We start from the raw sequence: 3,207 nt of genomic DNA, 5'->3' as shown, positions 1-3,207 counted from the left end.
GCTGGAAACGGCGGCACGCGAAATCCAGCAAGACGGCACCTTCGGCTTCACCCGCGCCGCCATGCCGTTCAGCAAATTGCAGGCCCTCTTCGGCAAATCTTCGGATTAATGGGGCCCGTCGCATGACGCTGACCGTGGTCGACATGCATACCGGCGGCGAGCCGCTGAGGATCGTCACCGGCGGCTATCCCGGTATCCCCAAGGGCACGATCCTGGAAAAGCGCGCCTATGTGCGCGACCATCTCGATCATCTCAGGAAAATCCTGATGTTCGAGCCACGCGGCCATTACGACATGTATGGCGCCTTGCTGGTCGAGCCGGACCTGCCCGGCGCCGACCTCGCCGTGCTGTTCATGCACAATGAGGGTTATTCCACGATGTGCGGCCACGCCATCGTCGCGCTCGGCCGCTACGCCATCGATGAAGGGCTGGTGGCGAAACAGGAACCAGTCACGACAGTCAATATCGAGGCGCCGTGCGGGCTGGTCGTCGCCTCGGTCGAGGTCAGGGACGGCAAGGCCGGTGCGGTTTCGTTCGAAAGCGTGCCGGCCTTCCTTTTCGCCGGTGGACAGGCGATCGAATTGGCGGGCCACGGCACGATTGGCTTCGACGTCGCCTATGGCGGCGCCTTCTACGCGCTGGCCGATTGTCACCAATTCGGGCTCGAATTCGGCAGAAGCCGGATGCGCGATTTCGTCGATGCGGCAACGGGGCTGACGGACAGGCTCAAGGCTGAATTTCCGCTGTCGCATCCCGACCACGGCGACCTAGCCTACCTATACGGCACCATCCTGACCGACGGCCGCGACACATTTTCCGGCGAGGTGACCAAAAACATCTGCGTCTTCGCCGAAGCCGAGGTCGATCGCTCGCCAACCGGTTCCGGCGTCACCGCAAGGCTGGCGGCCATGCATGCCAAGGGCGAGATCGCGATCGGACAGACGCGCACATTCGAGAGCATCGCCGGCTCGCGTTTTTCCGGAGCCGTGGCGCGGACGGCGAAGGCTGGACGGCATGAGGCGATCATCGCCCGCGTCGGCGGCCGCGCCTATTATTCCGGGCGGGCCGAATTCATCGTCGAAGCGGACGACGAGCTCGGACGCGGATTCCTGTTGCGCTGAAGAAAATGCTCAGCGGCGCGAGGAGCGAGCCACTTCCCGCACCGAGATCGCCTTGTGCAGATGCACCATCATGGCGGCGGCGAACAGCGGCGTCAGCAGGTTGAGCAACGGCACGGCGAGGAAAGCGGCGATGAGCAGCCCGGCGAGAAACACTGTGCCGGCATAGTGCCTGCGCAAGGCCTTGGCCTCGTCTTCGCCGCGAAAGCGCATGGCGGCGAATTCGAAGAACTCGCGCCCGAGCAGATAGCCGTTGACGATGAAGAAGGCGGCTATGTTGACGCCCGGCACCAAGAGAAGCAGCAGCGCGACGATGTTGCCGAGAATGACGACACCGAGGAATCGCGCCGACAGCACCAGCGAGCGCAGCGCCGGCATGGCGCGGCCGGTCGGATCGCCGGGATAGTCGGTGCGCTCGACCACTTCGGCGATATCGTCGAGGAACAGGCCAGCGACAACAGCCGTCACCGGCGCGATGAGCAACGCCATGCCGAAGGCAAGCGCTATTGCCGCGATGATGCCGCCGAGCCACCCGGCCCAGGACGGCATGCCGGGCAACAGCGTCTGCAGCCACGGCAGCGCCAGCCACTCGACGAGGCTGGTCAGGCCGAACCACAGAGCCACCAGTGCCAGCACGGTCAAGCCCAGCGTCTTGACGAACACGGCCCGGAAGGGAGGCGAAATCAGCTCGAGGGCCGCAGCGCGGGCAGCGTCGAAAATCACCTTGTCACACCCCCGGTTAGCGGACGCCGCCTAAAAGGCGGATGCTTCCGAGATAGGCAGCGCAGGCCATGAGCACAAGCGGGCTGGCGTTTACCGCGCAAACGCCGGCTTTCGAACCGGGATGGTCATGGCAGCGACCCCGGCCACGACAAAACCCATGCCCAGCCATGCCGTCGAACCAAGACTTTCGCCGAGGAAGAGAGCGCCGATGCCGACGCCGATCGGCACGCGCAGATAGGCCTGCGAGGTGGTGCCGACCGAACCCAGCGTGTGGATGAGGCGGAAATAGATAACGAAGGCCAGCGCGGTGGAAAAGACCGACAGGCCGAGCAGGGCCAGGATCGACGCGGTCGATGGCGCCAGCGTCCACGGCTGGTCGAACACCAGACTGAGCGGCACGAGGATGACGGCGCCGCACAGCATGGAACCGGCGGCCGGTAGCATTGGGTCGAGGCCCTTGAAACCGCGGCCGAAAATGGCGGCCCCGGCATAGCAGACCGTCGCGGCGACGATTGCCAATTGCGCCCACAATTCATGACCGAGGCCACCCAGCGCCTGCGTGCCGATAATGAGGCAGATGCCGGCAATGCCGGCGCCCACACCGATCAGTTTGCGCAAGGTGACCGGCTCGTGGCGGGTGATGAGCGCGGTCAAGAGGAAGGTGAAGATCGGTGAGGTCGCGTTGAGGATGGTGGCGAGGCCGGCATCGACCGAGCGTTCGGCCGCGGCGATCAGGGTGAACGGAATAACGCTGTTGAGGCAGGCCTGGAAGGCGAAGCGGCGCCAGCTTGCAGCATCGCCCGGCAAGGCGAGCCCGCGCCAGCGGATGATGGCCAACAGGATGCCGCCGGCGATCAGGGTGCGGGCGGCAATGAAGGTGACCGGCGGGATGGTTTCGACGCCGATCTTGATGAAGGTGTAGGAGGCGCCCCAGAGCACTGCCAGCACGACGAGCAGTACCAGGTCGGTGGTCAGATCGTTTTTTGCAGGCTCGTTCTTCGTCGACATGCTTTTTGTAGACATTGGGGGCTGGCTCGCCTTCGAAGCGGGATCGTCTGATCCAGGCTTATAGGCGGTGCGGCGATGAAATGCTTCGGCCACGGTCGAATTGTCATAGCGCCTCGCGGCTGATGCCCCTTTGCCTGTTCCGCCAAAGTTGCGTGTCACGCCCTAGGCAAACCGGTTTCAAATCGCTAGACCCGCGCCGGGCCGGCGTGGCAAGAAGCCGGCTCGGGTTTTTGGCGGAGATTTTGATGCCGGATTATGACGTGCTTTGCATCGGCAATGCCATTGTCGACATCATCGCCCAGTGCGACGAGGAATTCCTCGAGACCAACGGCATCATCAAGGGCGCGTTGTGTGTCGA

Annotated in this window: 3 protein-coding genes and 2 pseudogenes; 3 read left to right on the top strand and 2 right to left on the bottom strand. The window is 64.0% G+C overall.

The window, feature by feature from the left end:
• Positions 1-109, top strand: a pseudogene (locus tag EN884_RS39885) (isocitrate lyase/phosphoenolpyruvate mutase family protein); the annotation flags it as partial.
• Positions 110-122: 13 nt separating this feature from the next.
• Positions 123-1,121, top strand: a complete 999-nt coding sequence (locus EN884_RS30735; RefSeq protein ID WP_024505791.1) for a proline racemase family protein — start codon at positions 123-125, stop codon at positions 1,119-1,121.
• A gap of 9 nt (positions 1,122-1,130) precedes the next feature.
• Here the strand turns inward: EN884_RS30735 and EN884_RS30730 are convergent, their stop codons facing one another.
• Positions 1,131-1,841, bottom strand: coding sequence for a sulfate transporter family protein (locus EN884_RS30730; protein ID WP_063169908.1), 711 nt, complete (start codon positions 1,839-1,841; stop codon positions 1,131-1,133).
• A 90-nt stretch (positions 1,842-1,931) separates the two neighbouring features.
• Positions 1,932-2,864 (bottom strand): EamA family transporter, encoded by a 933-nt coding sequence (locus EN884_RS30725; RefSeq protein ID WP_050580561.1) that lies wholly within the window; start codon positions 2,862-2,864, stop codon positions 1,932-1,934.
• A gap of 230 nt (positions 2,865-3,094) precedes the next feature.
• Between EN884_RS30725 and EN884_RS39880 the strand changes: the two are divergent.
• A pseudogene (locus EN884_RS39880) lies at positions 3,095-3,207 on the top strand (adenosine kinase); the annotation flags it as partial.

It is taken from the genome of Mesorhizobium sp. M7A.F.Ca.AU.001.01.1.1 (assembly GCF_004022735.1).
In the GTDB taxonomy this organism is placed as follows: Bacteria; Pseudomonadota; Alphaproteobacteria; order Rhizobiales; family Rhizobiaceae; genus Mesorhizobium; species Mesorhizobium ciceri.
The sequence above is the reverse complement of the archived record's forward strand: the minus strand, read 5'-3'. Positions and strand labels throughout refer to the sequence as shown.